This is a genomic window from Arthrobacter sp. NPDC080082 (assembly GCF_040686595.1).
Classification (GTDB): domain Bacteria; phylum Actinomycetota; class Actinomycetes; order Actinomycetales; family Micrococcaceae; genus Arthrobacter.
Genome location: NZ_JBFBKQ010000001.1, coordinates 458,954 through 474,920 on the forward strand (window position 1 = coordinate 458,954; position 15,967 = coordinate 474,920).

A 15,967-nucleotide genomic window follows, 5' to 3' on the forward strand; every position below is an offset into this window, starting at 1 on the left:
GCCAACTTCGGTCCAAACCCGGGGAATCTCAGCGGATGACGCGGCCGCGGAGCACCTGCCAGACCTCAGCGACCACCCGTTCCGGAAAGTAGACGACGTCCTGGTAGCCGTACCGGAGCACGACGTAGCCGGACAGGCTGCTGGCATTATTGCGACGGCGGTCCTTGACCACCTGCCGGGGCTCCAGGTGGGTCTTGCCATCGATTTCTATGATCAGGAAGCCTTCCAGCAGGAAGTCGACGATCCCGATGCCCGGCAGGTCCACCTGCGTCTGCGTGAAGATTCCCTCGGCGCGGAACAAGAGCCGGGCCACGACTTCGACGGCGGAGTCAGCCGTCCCGTCCACCAGCTCCAACACGGCACGGGCCGCACCGTTGCGGTTGCCCGGCAGTCGCTGGCGAAGGTAGTCCGGGGAGGTCCGGCCCTGTCGCAGCGCACTTTCCACCATCACCGCGGACTCGATAGGCGGACGGCAGCGCAGGGCATGCAGCAGGCAGTCGGTCACCCCGGCCAGAGGCAGCGGGAACTCCGCAGGAACAACGCTCCCCCGATGAATCACCACCCCGGTAGCCGAACCATGCCGGCACAGCAGATGCGGCCGGTCGGGCTCGTGCAGCCGCCACAGGCCGAGATGACCGGCCGCGGAGACGCAGGACAGCAGCCCATTGGCCATCACGGCGGCGGTCAGGTCGGGCGCGGCATCGGGAAGGGCCAGGACGCCGTGGCGCAGCCGGAGGATGTCCCCGGCCGCGACGGCGTTGCGGATCGCCCGCTCCGTGCACCCGCCGCGAAGCAGCGTCTGCGGCCTGGCCACGGAGCCGGCATACCTCAGGTAACCCACGACGTCCATGGCCACAGCAGACCGGATGGCAGGCGGACGTCGTAAGCCCCCGCATCCCCTATGTGGAAAAGACCGGGTTGGAGATGGCTCGTCCTCGGCTGCGGGTTTTCCCCGCCTTTGCGGACCGACGACGGCGGGTCGCCGCGGCTCGCTGGGCAGCCGACGCCGGGGTTGGGGAAAAGTGGGGAAACTCCGCCGGGGAGCCCGCCGCGAACCGTGACAGCCAATTTACAGAAACCCTAGACAGCTTGACAGATTTGTCATACGCTTATTCATGGGTTCACTAAATGCCTCCGGTGAATCTGATGCGAACGGAGAAATGGCCCCGGTTCCGCACAACGGACGACTCGAACGTTGTGAGGACCGGGGCCATTCCGCGTCCAAAGGGTTGCCGGCCCGGACAGGGGCCACGGCACCGCAAGGAACCTAGCTGCTGCGCTCCACCACGGCGTGCGCGAAGCTGGTCAGCGAATCCTTGACCACGCCCTCCGGAAGGGGCTCCAAGGCGGCGATCGCCTCGGCGGCCCACTCCCGCGCCACGGTCCAGGACTGGGCGGTGACAGGGTGCTCGCGCAGCCCGGCGACGGCGGCAGCCAGCGCCTCGTCGGAGCTCAGGTCCCCGTCGATCAGGGTCAGCAGGTCCACGGCGGACTGGTCGCCGTCGGCGGCGGCCTTGCGCAGCAGCAGCACGGGCAGCGTGGGCACGCCCTCGCGCAGGTCGGTGCCCGGAGACTTGCCGCTCTTGACCTTGACGCCGGTCACGTCGATCACGTCGTCGGCGAGCTGGAAGGCCACGCCCACCTTCTCGCCGTACTCGACCAGCAGGGCCTCGTAGGACTCGTCGGCCCCGGAGAAGATCGCCCCAAGCTGGCCCGAGGCCGCCACGAGGGAGCCGGTCTTGTCCGCGATCACGGACAGGTAGTGCTCCACGGGATCCTCGTCCGACCGCGGCCCGACGGTCTCGTGCAGCTGGCCGAGGCACAGCCGTTCGAAGGTGCGGGCCTGGATGCCCAGGGCCCGGGAGCCCAGCTCGGAGACCAGGATCGAGGCGCGGGCGAAGATCAGGTCGCCGGTGAGGACGGCCACGGAGTTGCCCCAGACCTCGTGGGCGGTGGGGGCCCCGCGGCGGAACGGCGCGGAGTCCATTACGTCGTCGTGGTAAAGCGTGGCCAGGTGCGTCAGTTCGACAACGACGGCGGCCTGCACCACGGCGGGTCGGGAAGCGTCCCCCAGGTGCGCGCACAGCAGGGTGAGCAGCGGCCGGATGCGCTTGCCGCCGGCCTCCACCAGGTGACGGGAGGTCGCGTCAGCCAGCGGGTCGGAGTTGGCGATCGCCTCGCGCAGCTTCTTCTCCACGCGGGCGAGGTTAGTGGTGATCGCGGGGCCCAGTTCGGCGTCGCCGGCGATCGCCGCAAACCCTGCCGGAAGCTGCAGCCCGGTGGCGATGGCGGTGGTGTTCAGGTCGGGCTCGGAGCCCTGCAGGCCGTGCCCGGCGTGCGTCCAGCTTTGGTCTGCGGAGTTGGTCACGGGTTAACCCTAACTTTTTGTTGCGGAAACCGCGGATTCGGGGCCGGAACGGTGCCGGTATTGGACGTCGCCGGGACCAGGGCCTCCAGGACCCGGATCATCCGGTCCTCGATGCCCCTGGCGGAGGGGTCGGTCAGGTTGGCCATCAGCCGGACCACGAACTTCATCAACAGCGGCAGCGGCATGCCGGTCCGCAGCGCGAGCTTCATGACCGCCGGCTTGCCGATCACGGCGGCGAAGGCGCGGCCCAGGGTGAAGTGCGAGCCCCACTGGTCCCGGACGTAGCCGGCGTACCCGGACAGGTGCGCGTCGGCGTCGTTCCGGTCCCAGCCGGCCGCCGCGGACCGGGAGGCGGTGTCGATCAGGTACTCGGCGGCGAAGCGGGCGGACTCCATCGCATAGGAGATGCCCTCGCCGTTGAACGGGGAGACCATGCCGCCGGCGTCACCGAGCAGCAGCAGGCCGGGAGCGTAGTGCGGGGTGCGGTTGAAGCCCATGGGCAACGCAGCACCGCGGATCTCGCCCACCTGGTTCTCCGGAGTGAAGCCCCACTCCGGCGGCATCCCGGCGGTCCACTCGCGCAGGACCTGCTTGTAGTCGAGCTTGCCGAATTCCTTGGAAGAGTTCAGGATGCCCAGGCCCACGTTGGAGGTGCCGTCACCGACGCCGAAGATCCAGCCGTAGCCGGGCAGCAGCTTGCCGTCGGCGCCGGGCAGTTCCAGCCAGCCCTCCATCCAGTCGTCCTCGTGGCGGGGGCTGGTGAAGTAGGTGCGCACGGCCACGCCCAGCGGCCGGTCGTCGCGTTTGCGCAGGCCCAGGGACACGGCGGTGCGGGCGGAGTTGCCGTCGGCGGCGAGGACGACGTCGGCGGTGAAGTCCCGGGTCTCCCCTGTCTTGCGGCCGGCGTCATCGAGCAGCGCGGCACGGACGCCGGTGACCCGGCCGTCGTCGTCGCGGAGTGCTTCGGTGACGCTGTGGCGTTCGAGCACGACGGCGCCCGCGGACTGGGCGTGCCGGGCGAGCTCCTCGTCGAAGCCCAGCCGGGTCCGGATCAGGCCGTACTGCGGGAAGTCGGAGACCTCGGGCCAGGGCAGTTCGATGGTGCGGCCGCCCGCGATCAGCCGCAGGCCCTTGTTCCGCCGCCAGCCCTCGGTTTCGGGGTGCGGCAGGCCGAGCTTCTGGATTTCCCGCACCGCGCGGGGCGTGAGGCCGTCGCCGCAGACCTTCTCGCGCGGGAAGCTGGTCTTCTCCAGCACCGTAACCTCAAGGCCGGCCTGCGCCAGGTAGTACGCGGCGGTGGATCCGGCGGGACCCGCGCCGACGATCAGTACTTTCACGGCATCGCCGGGCTAGCGCCCGGGCCGGGCGATGTTGCGCCGCAGCTTCGCGACCGGGCCGGTGTGGTTGGCCAGGGCCTGCGCACCGGCGGCGGGGCCGTCCGCCGGACCGGCCGGCTTCTGCGCCCGGTGCACGGCAACGATGCCGCCACTGAGGTTGCGGTAGCTGACGGACTCCCAGCCTGCTTCCTGCAGCCAGGCGGCCAGGTGGTCCTGATCCGGCCAGGCGCGGATGGATTCGGCGAGGTAGACGTAGGCGTCCGGGTTGGAGGAGACCTTGACGGCGATCGCGGGCAGCGCGCGCATCAGGTACTCGGTGTACATGGTTCGCCAGAGCGGCACCACGGGCTGGGAGAACTCGGCGATGACCAGCCGGCCGCCGGGCTTGGTGACCCTGAGCATCTCGGCGAGGGCCTTCTTGGGCTCGTTGACGTTGCGCAGGCCGAAGGAGATGGTGCTCGCGTCGAAGGTGTTGTCGGCGAACGGCAGCCGGGTGGCGTCGCCGGCGATGAAGTCGATGTCCGGGCGGCGGCGTTTGCCCACCTTCAGCATGCCCAGGGAGAAGTCGCAGGCGACGACGTCGACGCCGGCGTCCGCGTACGGCTCGCTGGAGGTGCCGGTTCCCGCGGCCAGGTCCAGCACCCGCTGGCCGGCCTTCACGTCCATGGCCTCGACGACGATCCGGCGCCAGCGCCGGGTCTGCCCCATCGACAGCACATCGTTGACGACGTCGTATTTAGGCGCGACGTCATCAAACATCGTGGCTACTTCGTCCGGACGCTTATCCAAGGATGCTCGGTTCACCCCGTCATTGTCTCAAAACTTCCACCCTCCCCCTAACCGCCGGACCGGGCAGAGGGCGGGACACGCGGGAGTAGTGTTGTCTCATCATGACGAGCGCGCCCGGCACCAGACATATCAGGACCCTGACAGTCCCCCTCGATGCTGATTCGTTCCCCGGGGGGCTGCCGTCATTTCTGGTCCGTGACGACGTGCTCTGCTGGACCCGCCGCGAGGCCGGACTGGTGGGCTTCGGCGAGGTGGACCGGTTCACGGCCACGGGCCCGGAGCGGTTCCTGGAGGCCGACATCTGGTGGCGCCACCTGGTCCTCGAGGCCGACGTTACCGACGCGGTGGAGTGCCCCGGCACCGGCCCGGTGGCCTTCGGATCCTTTGCCTTCTCCAAGGTTTCCGCGCACGAATCCCGGCTGATCATCCCCGAGGTCGTGGTGGGGCTGCGCGACGGGACGGCCTGGCTGACCCAGATCACCGCCGACGACGTCGAACTCACCGAGGCAGGCGCGCGCGCCGCCCTGAACCGCTGGCTGGACACCGCTCCGGAGCAGGAGCCGCAGGGCGACCGCGAGGCCAAGCTCAGCACCGGGGCGCTCAGCGAGACGGACTGGATGGCCGCCGTCGCCGCCGGCGTCGCCGAAATCCGCACCGGCGCCCTGGAGAAGCTGGTGCTGGCCCGGGACATCGTGGCCACCCTGCCCGACGGCGTGCACGCGGCCGCCATACTCCGCGAACTGGCCGTCCGGTACCGCGAGTGCTGGACCTACGGCGTGGACGGGCTGGTGGGCTCCACCCCCGAGATGCTGATCCAGGTGGAGGGCCGCACCGCGCAGGCCCGCGTGCTGGCCGGGACCCTGGACCGCCGGGACGCCGACGGCATCGAGGGCAGCCCGCTGGACTTCGCCGAACGGGTCCTGGCCGGGTCCGAGAAGCAGCGCCACGAGCACGACATCGCCATCGCGTCGCTGACCACCCAGCTGGCGCCGTTCTCCGAGGCCATGAACGCCCACAGCGAGCCCTTCATCCTGGAACTGCCCAACGTCTGGCACCTCGCCTCCGACGTGAAGGCCGAGCTGACCGAGGTGGAGGGCCACGTCCCCACCTGCCTGGCGCTGATCAATGCTCTGCATCCCACCGCGGCTGTCTGCGGCACCCCCACCACGGTGGCCGGGGCGCTCATCCGCGAGCTCGAGCACCTGGACCGCGGCCCGTACGCCGGTCCGGTGGGCTGGCTGGACGCGGCCGGCAACGGCGAGTGGGGCATCGCCCTGCGCGGCGCGGTGGTCGAGGGCCCGGACACGGTCCGGCTCTACGCCGGCTGCGGCGTGGTTGAGGGTTCGGTTCCGGAGATGGAGCTGGCCGAGACCTGGGCGAAGTTCCGGCCGATGCTGGAATCCCTCGGCATCGAGAGCTGAGCCCCGGTTCTTCAAGCGCACACGGGCGTAGCCGCTGGCGGCGGGAATCCGGCACACCGGCGCCGTGCACGGGAGGCCGGTGCACCGCCGTCGTATCCCTGGCTCACCAGGCGGCCGCCCGCCGCTACACCGAGAATCCGGGATTCCAGACATCTCCCCCGCGGTAATGGTTGCAAAAGCGTTCACTATAGTTATCCAATAGTGAAACTTAGTTTTCTGTGACGTACATCTCTTGTTCGGCGATACACTATGAACCGATTTAGTTCCCGGCTCCCCTGCAACAAAAGGTAAGAAAAAATGCAGATCTCCCGTTCGCTCCTGAGCGCCTCCACGCTCAAGGCCGCCACCGTCCTTGCCGTCGGTGCCCTGGCACTGTCCGCCTGCACCAACGCCTCCGAGACCGGGTCCGGCGCCGGCAGCCCCGCAGCCTCCGGCGCGTCGAAGGCCAGCTTCGACCCCACGACCGTGCAGAAGGACGATTCCCTGGCAGCTATGGTCCCCGCGGCCATCAAGTCGAAGGGCACCCTGACCATCGGCGCCGACACCAGCTACGCCCCGGCCGAATTCCTCGGCCCGGACGGCCAGACCCCGGTGGGCTACGACGTCGACATCGCCAAGGCGATCGGCGCGACCCTGGGCCTCAAGGTCCAGGTCCAGACCGCGGAATTCACCGGCATCCTCCCGGCGCTCGGCCCGAAGTACGACCTGGGCATCTCTTCCTTCACCATCAACAAGGAGCGCCTCGGCGCGGTGAACATGGTCAGCTACTTCAACGCCGGCACCGCCTGGGCAGTGAAGAAGGGCAACCCGAAGAGCTTCTCGCTCGATGACGTCTGCGGCAAGGCCATCGGCGTCCAGACCGGCACCGTGCAGGAAGACCCGGACCTCGCCGACCGCAACAAGAAGTGCACCGCCGAGGGCAAGAAGCCGATCGAAATCGTGACGCTGAAGAACCAGACCGACGTCACCACCCGCCTGGTCAACGGCAGCATCGACGCGATGGCCGCCGATTCCCCGATCATCGGCTACGCCCTGACCCAGACCAACGGCCAGCTCGAGAAGCTCGGCGACGTCTACGACGCCGCTCCGCAGGGCATCGCCGTCGCCAAGTCGGACACGGCCCTCGCGGACCTCGTCCAGAAGACCATGACCAAGCTGATCGCTGACGGGTCCTACAAGAAGATCCTCGAGGGCTGGGGCAACGCCGAAGGCGCCATCACCAAGTCCGAGCTCAACCCGGCGGCGTCGTCTTGAGCCTAACCGGCCACTCGGATGCTGCAATGAAGGACCGGAATGAGGAAGCACCGGTACTGAACAAGTCGGTACCGGTGCGCCACCCCGGCCGCTGGATCAGCGCCATCATCATCGGTGGCGCCCTGATCCTGCTGCTCCAGAGCCTCGTGACCAACCCCAACTTCCGCTGGGACGTCGTCGCCACCTACATCCTGGACGTCAAGGTGGTCCAGGGCGTGGGCTGGACCCTGCTCCTGACCGTCACCTCGATGGTCCTGGCGATCGTCCTGGCCATCCTGCTGGCGGTCATGCGGCAGTCCGACAACCCGGTGCTGCGCTACACCAGCTGGCTCTGGGTCTGGTTCTTCCGCGGCACCCCGGTCTACACCCAGCTGGTGTTCTGGGGCCTGGTCACCGTTCTCTACCCGGCCATCACCCTGGGCATCCCGTTCGGTCCGGAGCTGTTCAGCTACGCGCTCTCGGATCCCAGCAAGGGCCTGATCCCCGCGATCCTGGGCCTGGGCTTGAACGAGTCCGCGTACCTGGCCGAGATCTTCCGGGCCGGCCTGAAGTCCGTGGACCGGGGCCAGACCGAGGCCGCCGAGGCGCTCGGCATGTCCAAGGGCAAGATCATGTGGCGGATCATCCTGCCGCAGGCCATGCGGATCATCGTCCCGCCCACGGGCAACGAGACCATCGGCATGCTCAAGACCACCTCCCTGGTCCTGGCCGTGCCGTTCACCCTGGACCTGACCTTCGCCACCAACGCCCTGGCCAACCGGATCTACCTGCCGATCCCGCTGCTGATCGTCGCGGCCTTCTGGTACCTGCTGGTCACCAGCATCCTGATGGTGGGCCAGCATTACCTTGAGGCGTACTACGGCAAGGGCGTGGACAACCTGGCACCCGCCGCGGTGAATCCCGCGGCCGCCAAGGCCGCCGCGGCCGGCACGCCCGGCGCCGACGCGCAGCGGTCACTGAAAACGGACTTCCCCGAGGAGAGTGCCCGATGACGGCCATCGCCGAGAAGCCACTGGTCGAAATCCAGGGGCTGCACAAGTACTACGGCCACCATCATGTGCTGCGCGGCATCGACCTGACCGTCAACCAGGGCGAGGTCTCCGTGGTGATCGGACCGTCCGGTTCCGGCAAGTCCACCATGCTCCGCTGCGTGAACCTGCTGGAAACCATCAGCGCCGGCCGGATCTCGGTCGGCGGATCGCTGATCGGCTACCGCGAGGTCAACGGCCGCCTGCACGACCTCAAAGCCAAGGAGATCGCCGCCCAGCGCCGCGAGATCGGCATGGTCTTCCAGCGCTTCAACCTGTTCCCGCACAAGACTGCGCTGCAGAACGTGATGGAGGCTCCGGTCCAGGTCAAGGGCCAGCCGAAGGACGTCGCCAAAAAGCGGGCACTGGAGCTGCTGGACCGCGTCGGCCTGGCCGACCGGTCCGGGCACTACCCCTCGCAGCTTTCCGGCGGGCAGCAGCAGCGCGTGGCAATTGCCCGGGCGCTGGCCATGGATCCGGAGCTGATGCTCTTCGACGAGCCCACCTCGGCGCTGGACCCCGAGCTGGTGGGCGACGTGCTGAACGTGATGAAGGACCTCGCCAAGTCCGGCATGACCATGATCGTGGTGACCCACGAGATCGGTTTCGCCCGGGAGGTCGGTGACCGGCTGACGTTCATGGACGGCGGCGTCGTCGTCGAATCCGGCGACCCGCGCGAGGTGCTGTCCAACCCGCAGCACGCCCGCACCAAGGAGTTCCTGAGCCGGGTGCTCTAGGGTCCGGACGCGATTTCGCGCCGAAAAAGGACAGCCGCCCCGTGGATCCACGTGGCGGCTGTCCTTTTTCGTAGCGGAAACCGACTGCCGCAGCGGAATCCGCGGGCGGCGCGGAGCTACCCGCCGAGGGTGCCGGCGACGGCGGCGGCCACCGCCGTGCGGATGCTGCCGTGCAGGGCCCGCAGGCGCCGCCGGTCGGTCCGGACCTCGATGATGCTGCGGTCCTCCACCGGTTCGGCCAGGGCCGAGGCGAGCTCCGCCGTCGTGGTCACGGCCTTGTGCGGCACGCCGTAGGCCGCGGCGAGGGCAGACAGGTCCACGGTGTGCGGGGTGCCGAAGAGGCGTTCGACGGCGGTGCCGTAGCGGCCGGACTGGTCGATCCCGCCGTGTTCCAGCAGCCCGAAGATCGCGCCGCCGGCGTCGTTGAGGACCACGATCCGCAGCGCCGGGTCCTTCTCCCCCGCCCCGAGGAACAGGCCCCCGGCGTCGTGCAGGAACGTCACGTCGCCCAGCAGGACGGTGGTTTCCTGCCGCCCGCCGACGGCGACGCCGGTGGCGGTGGCCAGGGTGCCGTCGATCCCGGCGAGGCCGCGGTTGGCGAAGACCGTGGCCCGCGGTTCCTGCGGCGGGACACCGGCCAGGTCCACGTCGCGGATGCCGTTGGAGGAGCCCAGCACCAGCTGCCCGGAGGCGTGCTCCCAGACCTGGGCGCCGACGGCGGGACCGGTGGCCTCGGCAGTGCCGGCGAGAACGGAGTCCAGGGCGTGCTGTGCGGCGGCCCCGGCCAGCACCCAGGCGTCCAGCCAGGCGGCGGGTCCGCGGCCGGCGAACTCGGCCAGGTCCGCGAGGGTTTCCAACGGCAGCTCGGTCCGGCGGCCGGGTTCGTACCAGGCCACGGGCACCGGCTGGTAGAGGGCGGAGGGGACGTCGGCGCGGGCCAGCAACGCCGAGACCGGCCGGGACAGGGTGGGCCGGCCGAAGAGGACCACCCGTTCGATGGGCTGGGCCGCGTCCGGGCCGAAGTGCTCCAGCAAGAGCCGGTAGGGGCCAACGGCGTTGGGACCGAACCGGGCGTTGGAGGACGGTTCGGCCAGCAGCGGCAGTCCGTGGGCTCGGGCGAATGCCTCGGCGACGGGGCCGGCGTCGTGCCCGGCGAGGACCACGGTGCGCCGCTCCGGCAGGGCGGCGTCGGCGGCGGGGAAGTCCAGCGCGAGCGGGGTCCGCGGGGCGTGGTGGACCCGGCGGGCGGCGGGGTCGCCCATGCTTTCCCCCTCGGCGGGGACCAGCGGGTCCCGGAAGGCCAGGTTCAGCTGCACGGGGCCGGGCGGGATGTCCTCGAAGGCTCCGGTGGCGGCGCTGAGCGCGGTCTCCACCGCGCGGACCGGGTTGTCCCCGGCGGCCACGTCCACGGCGAACCGGACGTGCTCGCCGAACAGATCAGGCTGGATGGTGGTCTGGTTCGCGCCGGTGCCGCGCAGTTCGTCGGGCCGGTCGGCGGAGAGGACCACCAGTGGCGCGGCGGCGTGGTTGGCCTCCATGACGGCCGGCAGCAGGTTGCCGACGGCGGTCCCTGAGGTGGTGAGGACGGCGGCGGGGGCGCCGGTGGCGAGGGCCAGGCCCAGGGCGGTGAAGCCGGCGTCGCGTTCGTCGATCCGGACCAGCAGTTCCACGCGGCCGGCGGTGTCCGCCTCGGCCAGCGCGTACGCCATGGGCGCGGACCGGGAGCCGGGGGCGACGACGACGTACCGGACGCCGGCCCCGAGCAGGGCGGCCACGGCCATCCGCGCGCTCTCGACGGCGCCCAGTCCCCCGCCCTGGCTCACATGTTCTCCGGCGTCTCGATACCCAGCAGGTCCAGGCCCGCGCTCAGCCGGCGCAGCACCAGGCCGCAGAGGGCCAGCCGGGATTCCCGCACGCTGTCCTCGGCCTTGAGCACCGGGCACTGGTCGTAGAAGGAGGTGAACAGCTGTGCGAGCTCGAACAGGTAGGCGCAGAGCCGGTGTGGTTCGAGCAGCTCGGCGACCTTCCGCAGCGTGGCGTCGTACTCGAGCAGATGCAGAGCCAGGGCGCGTTCGGCGGGCTCGACGACGGCGATGGTCGCCGCCGGCACGGTCACGGCCGCGGCCTCGTGCTGCTCCAATGCCCCGGCCTTGCGGAGGATGGAGCGGATCCGGGCGGCGGCGTACTGGACGTAGGGGCCCGTGTTCCCGCTAAGGGCCAACATCCGGTCGAAGTCGAAGACGTACTCGGTGTCGTGGCCGGTGGAGAGGTCGGCGTACTTGACCGCCCCGATGCCCACCTGACGGGCGGTGACGGCGCGCTCCTCATCGCTGAGTTCCGGTCGGTTGGCGTCGATGACGGCGCGGGCCCGGTCCACGGCCTCCTGCAGCAGCGCCATCAGCTTGACCGGGTTGCCGGCGCGGGACTTCAGGATCTTGCCGTCCTCGCCCAGGACGTTGCCGATCTGGACGTGGGTGGCCTCGACGGTGTCCGGCAGCCAGCCGGCGTCGCGCGCGGTGGCCATGACCATGCGCAGGTGCACGTTCTGCGGGGCGCCGACGACGTAGAGCACCCGGTCCGCCTGCAGCTCGCGGACGCGGTAGCGAATGGTGGCCAGGTCGGTGGTGCCGTAACCGTACCCGCCGTCGGACTTGCGGATGATCAGCGGCAGCGGATCGCCCTCCCGGCCGGTGAAGCCGGCCGGGAAGGTGCAGAGCGCCCCCTCGCTGATCCGGGCGATGCCGCGTTCCTCGAGCTCCTGGCACAGCTGTGCCAGATGGGCGTCGTAGGAGCTTTCGCCGGCGATGTGGTCGTCGGTGAGGCTGATGCCCAGCATGGCGTAGATGGCATTGAAGTAGCGCTTGGACTGGGCCACGAGTCGTTCCCAGACGGCGAAAGTCTCCGGGTCCCCGCCCTGCAGGGCCACCACGCGCAGGCGTGCGCGGGTGGCGAAGCCGTCCGGTTCCTCGGTGGACGCGTCGAATTTGGCGCGCGCAGCCTGGTAGAAGGCGCTGGGGTCATCGACCAGCAGGGCGGCTTCGGGGGAATCCTCGCCCACCTCCAGCCAGTGTTCGATCAGCATGCCGAACGGGGTGCCCCAGTCGCCGATGTGGTTCTGGCGGATCACGGTGTGGCCGAGGGCCTCCATGACCCGGACCAGGCTGTCGCCCACCACGGTGGTCCGAAGGTGGCCGACGTGCATTTCCTTGGCGACGTTCGGGGAGGAGTAGTCGACGACGACGCGGTGCAGCGGACCGTGCCCGTCGCCCCCGGCGGCCTGCGCGGTGGGGGCGTTGAGCAGCTCCTCGATCCAGGTTCCGTCGAAGGTGAGGTTGATGAAGCCGGGGCCGGAGATCTCGACCAGGCTGCAGACCCCGTCCAGGTCCAGCGCGTCGACGATCCGGGCGGCGGCGTCCCGGGGCGGCAGTCCGACCTTGCGGGCCAGGGCCAGGGCGGCGTTGATCTGGATGTCCGCGAACTGCGAGGGGCGGATCACCGGGTCCGTTCCGCGGAACTCGTCGCCGAACGCGGTGGCAATCGCTGCCTGGACTCTGGGGACAACCATTTCGGCCGGATTATTCACACTGTTCAAATTATCAGTTCCGCCCCGTGCCAGACGCTCCCTCACATCCGGCCACTTCACCACCAACGCTCCCTCACATCCGGACCCGTGGGAACCGGACCTGAGGGAGCGTCCACAGGAATAGAGCCGGACGTGAGGGAGCGTCGGCAGTGGCGGAGGGGCTAGTTGCCGCCGCGGAAAACCTGGACCACCGACGGGCGGGGAATCCGGGCCTGGCCGGGCTTCGGCGACGCGCCGGCCGGCACGTAGTCCGGGAAGGCGGAGTGCTGGTCCGCGAAGGTGCCCTCCTCGCCCGGGTGCTGGACGGCGACGAAGACGCGGCGTTCGTCGTCGTGGATGACCGGCCCGCAGGTCTCGGCGTCCCGGGGCACCGCGAGGAACTGCTCCACCCGGCCGCGCTCGGGGCCGTCGAGGGTGACCTTGAACAGGCCGTCGGCGTATCCGGTGCTGGAGGGGGCGCCGTCGGTGGAGATCCACAGATTGCCGACCGAGTCGAAGGCCACGTTGTCCGGGCAGGAGATCGGTGAGACCTGGCTGGCCGGGAAGCCGGCGAAGTACGCGGACGGGTTCTTGGCGGGATCGCCGCAGACCATCAGCAGGTTCCACGTGAAGGATGTCGAGGCCTGGTCCCCGGTCTCGGAAATCTCGACGATGTGGCCGTCCCGGTTCATGGCGCGGGGGTTGACCTCGGTGGGGCCTTCCTTGCCGGCCTTTCCGCGGTCCGTGTTGTTCGTGCAGACCACGTAGACCTTGCCCGTGTGCAGGCTCGGCTGGACGTCCTCGCAGCGGTCCATCTTGGTGGGGCCCACCTTGTCCGCGGCGAGCCGGGTGTAGACGAGAACCTCTTCCACGCTCATCCCGGGGACCTTGGACTGGCCGCCCACCACCAGCGGCAGCCATTCACCGGCCCCGTCGAAGGCGCCGTCGGCCGGCAGGGCACCGGAGCCGTCGATCTCCGCCGCGGGCGAGTCGCCGGAGAACCGGGCGACGTAGAGGTCGCCCTCGGTGAGCAGGGTCATGTTGTGCGCCCGGTCGCCCTCCCGGTAGGTGTCCCGGGAGACGAACTTGTACAGGTAGTCGAAGCGTTCGTCGTCGCCCATGTAGGCGACGACGTGGCCCGAGGCGGCGACGATGACGTTGGCCCCTTCGTGCTTGAAGCGGCCCATCGCGGAGTGCTTGCGCGGCGTCGACGTCGGGTCCAGCGGGTCCACCTCGACGATCCAGCCGAAGCGGTTGGCCTCGTTCCCGAACCCGGGGTTGCGGGTGTCGAAGCGCGGGTCGTCAAGCTCCCACTGGCGGGCCGTGGGCTTGTTGGTCAGGCCGTAGCGCTTGTCCGCTGCGGACGTTCCCGCGGCGACGAAGTAGCCGTTGAAGTTCTCTTCGCCGGAGAGGATGGTCCCCCACGGGGTGGTGCCGCCGGAGCAGTTGCCCAGGGTTCCCCTGATGGTCCGTCCGGCGGGATCCGCGGCGGTGCGGACCAGGGCGGAGCCGGCGGCCGGTCCGGTCAGTGCGTACGCCGTGTCGGTCAGGAAGCGGCGGTTCCGGGGTGCGCCCTTGACGTAGGTCCAGGGTTTGGTGGTGTTCTGGCGCTCGAGTTCGACGACGGTGAGGCCGTGGGCGGCGCGGCCGATCGCCCGGGCCTCGGCGGGGTCGAAACCGGCGGGGAGCATGATGTTTTCGTTGGTGTACTCGTGGTTGGTGAAGAGCACGGCCCGGCGGTTCTTGGCGTCGATGGGCAGGATGTCCGTGTAGTCGTTGTTGTAGCCAAACTGGCGGGCCTGCGCCGCGGCGCTTTGGTGGTCCACGTCGAAGTCCGGCGCGTCGGCGAAGAGCGGATCACCCCACCGGATCACCGGCTGCCAGGTGAAACCGTCTGGGACGGTGAGGGCATCGACGGCGGCGTCCACCGGGGCGATGGCGGTGAATTGGAGTTTCGAGGGGCCGAAGCCTGCCTTCGCGGCGCCGGCCAGACTGGCACCCTTGCCCTCCGTGCCGGTGAGGGCGGCGTTGCCGAAGACGACGGCGAGCGCGCCGGCGGCCCCGAGCCCGAGGGCGGAGCGGCGGGACAGGGTGGCGGAGGCGATGTCGCGGAAGTAGGCGTTGGAGCTGGTGTTGCAGACTTCGCCGGAGCACGCGTTGTCGCACTTCAGGGCGCAGGTGACGGGGCTTCGCTTGCCCTTGGTGTGGCCGAGCATCGGCAGCAGCGGGAAGGGGCGTCCGGGACGTTCAGGCATGGCGGGCCTTTCGAGAGGGTGGGGTGCGGTACCGCCCACCCTGTCACCGGGACGCGACGTCCCGGCGGCCCGGCAGTGAAATTCCGGTGAACTTCCCCAATGAAACCTGGGAGCCTACCGAATGCTGGGAGCCTACCGGGCGCGGGTCAATTCCCCGTGCACCCGGCGGACGCGGGCCAGCCACCAGTCGCGGCGCTCCGGGGACGCCGCGTGCTCCTCCAGCAGGGCCGGGTCGGCGGCCACGTCGCGGAGGGCGATCGCGCCGTCGTCGGGCACCAGGGAGTCCCGGGCGACGTCGGCGGCCAGCAGCGACACGGTGCCCAGGCCGCACGCGTAGGGAAGCTCAGGGAGGCTGGCGGCGAGCGCCAGGCCCGCGCGGATGCCTACGGAGGTGTCAAGGGCGGAGCTGACGACGGCGGGGAGTCCCGCGGCGGCGACGATCTCGAGGGCGCGGCGCACTCCCCCGAGCGGGGCCACCTTCACCACGATCAGGTCCGCGGCACCGGCCCGGGCAACCTTGAGCGGGTCCTCTTCCTTCCGCACGCTCTCGTCGGCGGCGATCGGCACCGGCACGCCCGCGGCCCCGAGCCGGCGGCGCACCTCGGCGAGGCCGGCGATATCCGGGACGGGCTGCTCGGCGTACTCGAGGCCGACGCCGGCGAGCCGGGTCAAGGCGGCCACCGCGGAATCGACGTCCCAGCCGCCGTTGGCGTCGACCCGGACCGCGGCCTCCGGCAGGGCGGCCCGCACCGCCGCGACCCGGGCGGCGTCGTCCTCGAGCGTCTGCCCGGCCTCCGCTACCTTGATCTTGACGGCGTCCACGCGGCCGAAGCGGGCCAGGATCTCCGGGACCCGCGCCGCGGAGATGGCCGGGACCGTGGCATTGACCGGGATGCTGGTCCGCAGCGGCTCCGGGAAGCCGTGCCAGCCGGCTTCGATGGCGGCGGCGAGCCAGCGGGAGGACTCGGCGTCGCCGTACTCCGGGAACGGGGAGAACTCGGCCCAGCCGGCCGGGCCGTTGAACAGCAAGGCCTCACGGGTGGTGATCCCCCGGAACTTCACCCGCATGGGCAGGCTGACCACCCGGGCCGCGGCGAGGAGTTCGTCGAACCCGCCGGGGTTGAGCGGGAGCGGGGCGGGGTCCGGGGCGCTGGTGGGCATGGCTGTACTCTACCGGCGGCCACCACCCCGGGCCGTGCGTCACCGGGCACCTCCG

At 70.2% G+C, this 15,967-nt stretch carries 12 protein-coding genes; 4 read left to right on the forward strand and 8 right to left on the reverse strand.

The window, feature by feature from the left end; genetic code table 11:
* Positions 1 to 28: 28 nt before the first annotated feature.
* The 4 genes from AB0O44_RS02130 to AB0O44_RS02145 all read right to left on the reverse strand — a co-directional run bounded on the left by AB0O44_RS02130 (position 29) and on the right by AB0O44_RS02145 (position 4,509).
* Positions 29 to 850, reverse strand: a complete 822-nt coding sequence (locus tag AB0O44_RS02130; RefSeq protein WP_364133619.1) for a DUF559 domain-containing protein — start codon at positions 848 to 850, stop codon at positions 29 to 31.
* 417 nt (positions 851 to 1,267) lie between these two features.
* On the reverse strand, positions 1,268 to 2,368 hold the full coding sequence (locus AB0O44_RS02135; RefSeq protein WP_364133622.1) for a polyprenyl synthetase family protein: 1,101 nt from the start codon (positions 2,366 to 2,368) through the stop codon (positions 1,268 to 1,270).
* Entirely contained in the window at positions 2,365 to 3,705 is a 1,341-nt protein-coding gene (locus AB0O44_RS02140) for a geranylgeranyl reductase family protein (RefSeq protein ID WP_364133625.1), read from the reverse strand. The genes AB0O44_RS02135 and AB0O44_RS02140 overlap by 4 nt, the downstream gene beginning before the upstream one ends.
* Before the next feature lie 12 nt (positions 3,706 to 3,717).
* Positions 3,718 to 4,509: a demethylmenaquinone methyltransferase gene (locus AB0O44_RS02145; protein ID WP_364133627.1), complete on the reverse strand. Its 792-nt coding sequence runs from the start codon at positions 4,507 to 4,509 to the stop codon at positions 3,718 to 3,720.
* Positions 4,510 to 4,595: 86 nt separating this feature from the next.
* On the opposite strand from AB0O44_RS02145, the gene AB0O44_RS02150 reads away from it, so the two are divergent.
* From AB0O44_RS02150 to AB0O44_RS02165, 4 genes are all read left to right on the forward strand, one after another.
* On the forward strand, positions 4,596 to 5,915 hold the full coding sequence (locus AB0O44_RS02150) for an isochorismate synthase (RefSeq protein WP_364133630.1): 1,320 nt from the start codon (positions 4,596 to 4,598) through the stop codon (positions 5,913 to 5,915).
* Positions 5,916 to 6,212: 297 nt separating this feature from the next.
* Entirely contained in the window at positions 6,213 to 7,169 is a 957-nt protein-coding gene (locus AB0O44_RS02155) for an ABC transporter substrate-binding protein (RefSeq protein ID WP_364133632.1), read from the forward strand.
* Between the two features lie 26 nt (positions 7,170 to 7,195).
* Positions 7,196 to 8,161, forward strand: coding sequence for an amino acid ABC transporter permease (locus AB0O44_RS02160; RefSeq protein WP_364133635.1), 966 nt, complete (start codon positions 7,196 to 7,198; stop codon positions 8,159 to 8,161).
* Complete coding sequence (locus AB0O44_RS02165) at positions 8,158 to 8,934, forward strand: amino acid ABC transporter ATP-binding protein (protein WP_290256060.1); 777 nt, start codon at positions 8,158 to 8,160, stop codon at positions 8,932 to 8,934. The genes AB0O44_RS02160 and AB0O44_RS02165 overlap by 4 nt, the downstream gene beginning before the upstream one ends.
* A 116-nt stretch (positions 8,935 to 9,050) precedes the next feature.
* On the opposite strand, the gene menD is transcribed toward AB0O44_RS02165, so the two are convergent.
* The 4 genes from menD to AB0O44_RS02185 all read right to left on the reverse strand — a co-directional run bounded on the left by menD (position 9,051) and on the right by AB0O44_RS02185 (position 15,912).
* Entirely contained in the window at positions 9,051 to 10,715 is a 1,665-nt protein-coding gene (gene menD / locus AB0O44_RS02170) for a 2-succinyl-5-enolpyruvyl-6-hydroxy-3-cyclohexene-1-carboxylic-acid synthase (RefSeq protein ID WP_364134658.1), read from the reverse strand.
* A 38-nt stretch (positions 10,716 to 10,753) separates the two neighbouring features.
* Complete coding sequence (argS, locus tag AB0O44_RS02175) at positions 10,754 to 12,499, reverse strand: arginine--tRNA ligase (protein ID WP_364133638.1); 1,746 nt, start codon at positions 12,497 to 12,499, stop codon at positions 10,754 to 10,756.
* Between the two features lie 179 nt (positions 12,500 to 12,678).
* Positions 12,679 to 14,751, reverse strand: a complete 2,073-nt coding sequence (locus AB0O44_RS02180) for a PhoX family phosphatase (RefSeq protein ID WP_364133640.1) — start codon at positions 14,749 to 14,751, stop codon at positions 12,679 to 12,681.
* 132 nt (positions 14,752 to 14,883) lie between these two features.
* Complete coding sequence (locus tag AB0O44_RS02185) at positions 14,884 to 15,912, reverse strand: o-succinylbenzoate synthase (protein ID WP_364133643.1); 1,029 nt, start codon at positions 15,910 to 15,912, stop codon at positions 14,884 to 14,886.
* Positions 15,913 to 15,967: the final 55 nt, after the last annotated feature.

Excerpts from the sequence above, each read along its gene's own strand:
- AB0O44_RS02165 (WP_290256060.1), top strand. The coding sequence starts at position 8,158 with ATGACGGCCATCGCCGAGAAGCCACTGGTCGAAATCCAGGGGCTGCAC.
- AB0O44_RS02155 (WP_364133632.1), top strand. The coding sequence starts at position 6,213 with ATGCAGATCTCCCGTTCGCTCCTGAGCGCCTCCACGCTCAAGGCCGCC.
- argS (WP_364133638.1), bottom strand. The coding sequence starts at position 12,499 with ATGGTTGTCCCCAGAGTCCAGGCAGCGATTGCCACCGCGTTCGGCGAC.
- AB0O44_RS02160 (WP_364133635.1), top strand. The coding sequence starts at position 7,196 with ATGAAGGACCGGAATGAGGAAGCACCGGTACTGAACAAGTCGGTACCG.
- menD (WP_364134658.1), bottom strand. The coding sequence starts at position 10,715 with ATGGCCGTGGCCGCCCTGCTCGGGGCCGGCGTCCGGTACGTCGTCGTC.
- AB0O44_RS02130 (WP_364133619.1), bottom strand. The coding sequence starts at position 850 with ATGGACGTCGTGGGTTACCTGAGGTATGCCGGCTCCGTGGCCAGGCCG.
- AB0O44_RS02180 (WP_364133640.1), bottom strand. The coding sequence starts at position 14,751 with ATGCCTGAACGTCCCGGACGCCCCTTCCCGCTGCTGCCGATGCTCGGC.
- AB0O44_RS02185 (WP_364133643.1), bottom strand. The coding sequence starts at position 15,912 with ATGCCCACCAGCGCCCCGGACCCCGCCCCGCTCCCGCTCAACCCCGGC.
- AB0O44_RS02150 (WP_364133630.1), top strand. The coding sequence starts at position 4,596 with ATGACGAGCGCGCCCGGCACCAGACATATCAGGACCCTGACAGTCCCC.